The organism is Streptomyces sp. NPDC059142, from assembly GCF_042755665.1.
Taxonomy (GTDB): Bacteria; Actinomycetota; Actinomycetes; order Streptomycetales; family Streptomycetaceae; genus Streptomyces.
This window is the reverse complement of the sequence record NZ_JBHZDA010000176.1, coordinates 1-6,769: the sequence shown is the minus strand read 5'-3', so window position 1 is coordinate 6,769 and position 6,769 is coordinate 1. Positions and strand designations below refer to the sequence as shown.

Here is a 6,769-nt window from a genome sequence, read left to right as displayed (position 1 = left end):
GACCGGATGCGGTCCGCGCGTGCGATGTTACGGGGTGGTCTTGACGGTGATCTTGCCGTCGATGATGTCCTTCTTCGCCTTCTCGACGGCGGTGACGACATCGGTCATCTTGGTGTACGCCGGGTTGGAGTCGGACAGGCCGACGCCGTCCTTGTCCAGGCCGTAACGGATCTCACCGGACTCGGGCTTGCCGTCCTTGACCGACTGGATCAGGTTGAAGACGGCGTCGGAGACGTCCTTGGTGACCGAGGTGAGGATCTTGTCCTTGTACTTGGCCAGGCCCTTCTGGGTGTACTGGTCGGAGTCGACGCCGATGGCCCACTTGCCGGCCGTCGCGGTCGCCTCGATGGCGCCGAAGCCGGCCAGACCGGCGGCGTGGTAGACCACGTCGGCGTTCTTGTCGAGCTGGCCCTGCGCGGCGGCCTTGCCGAGATCCGGCTTGGAGAAGCCGTCGAAGTTCGGGGGCTGCGTCAGGTACTGCGACAGGACCTTCACCGACGGGTCGGTGGCCTTGACGCCCTGCTCGAAGCCGGCCTGGAACTTCTTGATCAGCGGGGTCTCGACACCGCCGATGAAGCCGACGGTCTTCGTCTTGGTGGCCTTGGCCGCGGCGACGCCCGCGAGGTAGGAGCCCTGCTCCTCGTTGAACACCATGTTGGCGATGTTCTTGTCGGTGACCGAGGAGTCGTCGATGATCCCGAAGGAGACCTTGGGGAACTTCGGCGCGACCTTCTTGATGGCGGGCGCGTAGGCGAAGCCGACGCCGATGACCGGGTTGTTGCCGGCGCGGGCCAGGTCGGTGAGGCGCTGCACCTTGTCGGCGTCGCCCTCCCCGTCCGTCGGCTCCGAGTCGGTGCCCTTGATGCCGAGGTCCTTCTCGGCCTTGGCGAGACCGGCGTAGGCCGCGTCGTTGAACGACTGGTCACCCTTGCCACCGATGTCGTAGGCGATGGCGGCCTTCGCCTCGCCGGAGTCGGTTCCGGCGTCCGACGACGACTTGCCGCCACAGGCGGTGGCGGAGAGCGCGAGTGCCGCTGACGCGACGCCCACGGTGGCTATCCTGGTGATCCGGCGCACGGGAGGCTCCTTCTGGCCTAAGCGCCTCTTCCGGCGCTGGTTTCGCGGCGATCGTAACGCGCGTAGATGTCAGATAAAGACCTGTACGGAAGCTGTTATCGGATCGTCGCGAACGGAAGGCGAACAGCAGGGGAGCGCGCGGCGCGCCGACGCTCCCCGGCCCGTCACGGACGGTCGCCGTCGATCAACGCGGCGGCAGTGAAAAGCTCCACACCGACCTGGATGGCGTGTTCGTCGACGTCGAAATCACCACGATGCAGGTCGTATCGCGCCTGGCTGCCGGGGACCCGTACGCCGAGGCGCGCCATGGCTCCCGGCACCTGTTCGAGATACCAGGAGAAGTCCTCGCCGCCGAGGCTCTGCTCGGTGTCCTCGATTGCATACGAACCGCGCCGCGCGGTCTGCGCGGTGCGGAGGAGTTCGGTGACGACGGGGTCGTTGACGACCGGTGGCACCCCGCGCACATAGGTGATCTGTGACTTGGCGCGGTGGAGCGTGGCGATCTCGTCGATCGCGGCGTGCACCAGGTCCGGCGCGTCCCGCCACGCGGGCAGGTCCAGGCAGCGGACGGTGCCGGAGAGTTCGGCGTGCTGCGGGATGACGTTGCAGGCGTGGCCCGCCTCGATACGGCCCCAGGTGACGGCGAGCCCGGAGCGGGCGTCGACCCGGCGCGCGAGGAGCGCGGGGACGTCGGTGGCGACCTTGGCGGCGGCGGTGACCAGATCGGTGGTGAGGTGCGGGCGGGCGGTGTGGCCGCCGGGCCCGTCCAGGGCGATCTCCAGCCGGTCGCAGGCGGAGGTGATCGGTCCTGGCCGCAGTCCGATCGTCCCGGCGTCGACCTTGGGGTCGCAGTGCACGGCGATGATCGATCCGACGCCGTCCAGGACACCGGACTCGATGGCGTCGGCGGCGCCGCCGGGCAGGACCTCCTCGGCGGGCTGGAAGATCAGCCGTACGGGGGAAGGCAGCAGCCCCTGCCGCTCCAGCTCGGCGAGGACCAGCCCGGCGCCGAGGACGGCGGCGGTATGCACGTCGTGCCCGCAGGCGTGCGCCCGGTCGGGGACGGTGGAGCGGTACGGGACGCCGGTCTTGGTGTCCGGGATGGGCAGCCCGTCGATGTCGGCGCGCAGCGCCAGCATGGGGCGCGCGGGGTCCGGGGTCCCGATGTCGCAGACGAGCCCGGTGCCGGTGTGCAGGACGCGCGGTGCGAGCCCCGCCTGCTCCAGCCGGCGCTTGAGCGCGGCGGTGGTCCGGAACTCCTGGTTCCCCAGCTCGGGGTGCATGTGCATGTCCCGGCGGAAGGCGATCAGCTCGTCGCGCAGGGCGTCGGGCAGCGTGCCGGGGAGCGCCGGGTGGCTCGCTTCCCCGGGCAGATCGGTCTCGGACTCGCAGGACATCAACTGGCTCACCTGTCGAAGGGTAGGCCCCTTTAGTGATCAACCAACCCCTGATCCATAAAATTTCAGCCACTCAGGGGAAGAAATACGCAGCGCCCATGCATGGTGATCATCTGCTACGGGTATACCGGCCGGTCTCGGTGGCGGCATTCGGGCGTCTCCACCCCGGGGAAGGCGCCTCGGTCCGGGCCCGCAGGGCGGCGGCACGACGCGGGGGGGGGGGGCCCCCGCGCCTCGCGGGCGCCCCCCCGCGGCGGGGGGGGGGGGGGCGGGGACGGGGTGCGCGGTTCCCGCAGGTGGCCGGGGGTTCAGGCCGGTGAGGGGAGCCTCGGGAGGCGGTGGACGTCGCGGGCCGTGGCCGTGACGCCGGAGAGGAAGCCCTGCGCGCGGGACGAGGCCGTCGCCTTGAGCCATTCCGGGGCTATGTCGCAGACCGCGACCCGTACGCCCGTGCCCGCGAGGGCCAGCGGCAGGGTGTGGACCACCGTGGACGGGAAGCTCAGCACCGTACGGCCGATCGGGCCGCGGCGGGCGATCAGCTCCAGGGGCAGGTCGGGGCGGACGATCTCCAGGCCCGTCGCGATGTGGAGCTGGTGGAGCTTGTCGACGTTCTCGCGCCGGTGCGCGAAGTACCGCGTCGCGCCGTGGGTACGGGCGAGCGAGATGACCGCCTCGGTGTACAGGTCCGCGTCGACCACGCCCGTCTCGACCAGCGAGGTGCCGACCATGTCGGCGCCGGTCGTGATCCGGGGCGGCCCGAAGGTCGCACGGGTCCAGGCGAAGGTGTTGGCCGTGACGGTGATGCCGTCGGGCACCCCTTCGACCGGCATCGAGGTGAAGACCTCGACCGCGCGGGCGGCCGACGGGGTGAGCCGGCGGCGGGGGGGGGCCGGGGGCGCGGGGCCCCCCCCCCCCCCCGGGCCCCCCCCCCCCCCCCCCCCCGCCCCGCCCCGCCCCCCCATCCCCCCCCCCGCGGGGGACCCCCCCCCCCCCGGGGGGCGCCCCCGGGGGCGCCCCGGCGGCGGCCGGCCGCGGGCCCGGGCGCCCCCCCCCGGCCCGGCGCCCGGCCCCCGCCGCCGCGCCGGTGCCAGCGCACCAGCCGCTCGCCCCGGGCGAGCTGCCCGACGAACTCCATCGTCGCGGTGCCGTCGTCGACGACCGTCAGTTCCTTGGTCGGGACCAGGGCCAGCAGGAGCTGCACGTAGCGGGAGAACGGGTCACCGATGACGACCCGGTCCGCCTTGCGCAGCAGCGGTGCCAGCTCCCGTACGGTCCGCAGCGGCGCCCCGGCCCCGCCGCGCGCCTCCTGCCAGCGGACCGTGAAGCCCTCGTCGCGGGCCAGCTCGGCCACCCGGCGGAGCTGGCCGCGCGACATGGGGTCGGTGGGCGACAGCACGACGACGGTGAGCGCGTCGCCCGCCCGGCTGAGGTGCGCCCACTCCAGCACGTTGAGCAGTTGGACCGGGCTCTCCACGAAGGCGATCGTGGGGGCGGCGGGGGCGTCGGAGAGGGGGACGCCCGCGGGCGCCGAAGCCGCTGTCTCGCTCTGGTACGGGGAGCTGCCCCCGCCGGCACCGGTCATGGCGTCAGACCGCGACCGGCTCGGCGGCCTCGGCGACGACGCCCGCGACACGGCGGAGCTTCTTCATCGGGCCGAGCTCCGACTCGTACACCTTCTTGACGCCGTCACCGAGGGAGGCCTCGATGGTGCGGATGTCGCGGACGAGGCGCGTCAGGCCCTGCGGCTCGACGGAGGCGGCCTGGTCCGAGCCCCACATGGCGCGGTCGAGGGTGATGTGGCGCTCGACGAACGTGGCGCCGAGGGCGACGGCGGCGAGGGTGGTCTGGAGACCGGTCTCGTGGCCGCTGTAGCCGATCGGGACGTTCGGGAACTCGGCCTGGAGGGTGTTGATGACCCGCAGGTTCAGCTCCTCGGCCTTGGCCGGGTAGGTCGACGTGGCGTGGCAGAGCAGGATGTTGTCGCTGCCCAGGACCTCGACCGCGTGGCGGATCTGCTTCGGCGTCGACATGCCGGTGGAGAGGATGACGGTGCGGCCGGTGGCGCGCAGGGCGCGCAGCAGCTCGTCGTCGGTGAGGGAGGCGGAGGCCACCTTGTGGGCGGGCACGTCGAACTTCTCCAGGAAGGCGACGGCCTCGGTGTCCCACGGGGAGGCGAACCAGTCGATGCCGCGCTTGGCGCAGTGCTCGGCGATGGTGCGGTACTCGTCCTCGCCGAACTCGACGCGGTGGCGGTAGTCGATGTACGTCATCCGGCCCCAGGGGGTGTCGCGCTCGATGTCCCACTGGTCGCGCGGGGTGCAGATCTCCGGGGTGCGCTTCTGGAACTTGACCGCGTCACAGCCCGCCTCGGCGGCCACGTCGATCAGGGCCAGGGCGTTGTCCAGCTCACCGTTGTGGTTGATGCCGATCTCGCCCGTGATGTAGACGGGGCGGCCGGGGCCCGCGGTCCGGGTACCGAAGTTCCGCAGACGGGAAGGGGAGTTGGTGCTCATGGCGGTGCGTCCTTACTTGTTGACAGTGTGGAGGGTGTGGGGGTTCACGGGGCGGTCGGGGTGGCGGGAGCCGTGGAGAGCGCCGGGCCGAGCAGCCAGGTGGCGATCTCCCGGACGGCGCCCTCGCCGCCGGGCGTGGTCGTGACGGCGCGCGCCGCGGCGCGTACCTCGTCGTGGGCGCTCGCGACGGCCACCGGCCAGCCGGCGAGGCCGAAGCAGGGCAGGTCGTTGACGTCGTTGCCGACGTAGAGGACCCGTTCGGGCGCGATGCCGTGCTCGTCGCACCACTGCTTGAGCGCCAGGTCCTTGCGGTCGATGCCGTGCAGCACCGGTACCTGGAGCTTGCGGGCGCGGGCGGCGACGACCGGGTTCCGCTCGGTGGAGAGGATGAGCAGTTCGAGCCCGGAGCGGCGCAGCGCGGCGATGCCGAGGCCGTCGCCGCGGTGCACGGCGACCGTCTCGCGGCCGTCGGAGTCGATGTGCACCTTGTCGTCGGTCTGCGTCCCGTCGAAGTCGAGGACGACGGCGTCGACGTCGTCGTACGAGGGCAGGACCTGCGGGTCGAGCAGCGGCGCGAGGAGCCGGGCGCGGGCCAGGTCGTGCGGGTCGTCGATCTCCAGGACCCGCGCGGGGTCGGTGGGGACGAGCGCGGTGCGGCCGAAGAAGCGGTGGCGTGCGGCGCGGAAGCCGTCGGCGCGCATCGCGTAGGCGGCGCCGGTCTCCAGGTACTCCTGGGGGCGGTCCTGGCGGCGCGGCCGGTTGGCCTTGTCGTGGTTGACGCCGTAGCCGTCCGGCTCGGTGCGGCCCGCGCCGTCCTGGCGCCAGACGAAGCCGTGGGTGGGCGCGACGGTCAGCGCGGTGTCGGCGCCGTCCTCGGTGACCGCGCCGGTGACGCCGTCGAGGTCGTCGGCGGTGAGGAAGGGGCTGGTGCACTGCACCAGCAGCACCACCTCGGGATCGCCGTGGCCGTCGCCGTTCCCGCCGCGCAGGGCGGCGTGGGCGTCCATGGCGTGCAGGACGGCGTCCTCGCTGGTCGCGGTGTCCCCCGCGATCGCGGCGGGACGCAGGACGATCTCGGCGCCGGCCGTGCGGGCCGCCTCGGCGATCAGCGCGTCGTCGGTGGAGACGACGACGTCGGTGACGCGCCGGGCCGCCAGGCAGGCGCGGACCGCCCGGACGACGAGCGGGACGCCGCCGACGGGCGCGAGGTTCTTGGCGGGTACGCCCTTGGATCCGCCGCGTGCGGGGATCACCGCGAGGACGGTCATCAGTACTCCGTAGGGGGTCGGGTGTGCGCGGCTCGTGCGATGACAGGTCGTGCGGGGGTGGCCGGGCGGCCGGCGGGCGCGGTCACAGCTCGCCCATCCGGCGGATGACCGGCGCCACGCGCTGCACCCCGTGCCGGTACGCGCCGCGCGCCGCTCCCCGTACCGCCTCGCGCACCACGCGCCGCACTCCACCCGGACTGTTCTCGGCGGTTCTGGCGGCGGCGGGCAGCGGAGTCCCGTCCGCCGCGAGGTGGTAGCGGGCGAGGAGGCCCGGCAGGTATCCGGGGGCGGTCGTGGCCGTGTAGTACGGGCTGATCCCGGGGAGTTCCCCGGCGGCGCCCCGCTCGGTCAGCTCGGTGACGCGCCGGCGGGCCGTGTCGAAGGCCCTGGCGTAGGAGCCGTCGGCGGCGACGCCCGGCCGGGCGGCCCCCCCGGCGTCGGGGACGGGGCGTCCGCCGCCGTCGAGCAGGTCCCCGGAGGCCCGGCCCCCGGAGCCGAGGCAGTGGTGGTTGCC

General features: G+C 73.2%; 4 protein-coding genes and 2 pseudogenes. All 6 read right to left on the bottom strand.

What is annotated here, in order from left to right:
* Nucleotides 1-27 precede the first annotated feature (27 nt).
* Nucleotides 28-1,077: a BMP family protein gene (locus tag ACFXPK_RS32180; protein WP_385007715.1), complete on the bottom strand. Its 1,050-nt coding sequence runs from the start codon at nt 1,075-1,077 to the stop codon at nt 28-30.
* Nucleotides 1,078-1,241: 164 nt separating this feature from the next.
* Complete coding sequence (locus ACFXPK_RS32175; protein WP_385007717.1) at nt 1,242-2,474, bottom strand: amidohydrolase; 1,233 nt, start codon at nt 2,472-2,474, stop codon at nt 1,242-1,244.
* 332 nt (nt 2,475-2,806) lie between these two features.
* Nucleotides 2,807-4,056 (bottom strand): annotated as a pseudogene (locus tag ACFXPK_RS32170) (hypothetical protein); the annotation flags it as partial.
* A 4-nt stretch (nt 4,057-4,060) separates the two neighbouring features.
* Nucleotides 4,061-4,987, bottom strand: coding sequence for an N-acetylneuraminate synthase family protein (locus ACFXPK_RS32165; RefSeq protein WP_384844779.1), 927 nt, complete (start codon nt 4,985-4,987; stop codon nt 4,061-4,063).
* A gap of 44 nt (nt 4,988-5,031) precedes the next feature.
* Nucleotides 5,032-6,255, bottom strand: coding sequence for a cytidylyltransferase domain-containing protein (locus ACFXPK_RS32160; RefSeq protein ID WP_385080687.1), 1,224 nt, complete (start codon nt 6,253-6,255; stop codon nt 5,032-5,034).
* An 82-nt stretch (nt 6,256-6,337) separates the two neighbouring features.
* Nucleotides 6,338-6,769, bottom strand: a pseudogene (locus tag ACFXPK_RS32155) (hypothetical protein); the annotation flags it as partial.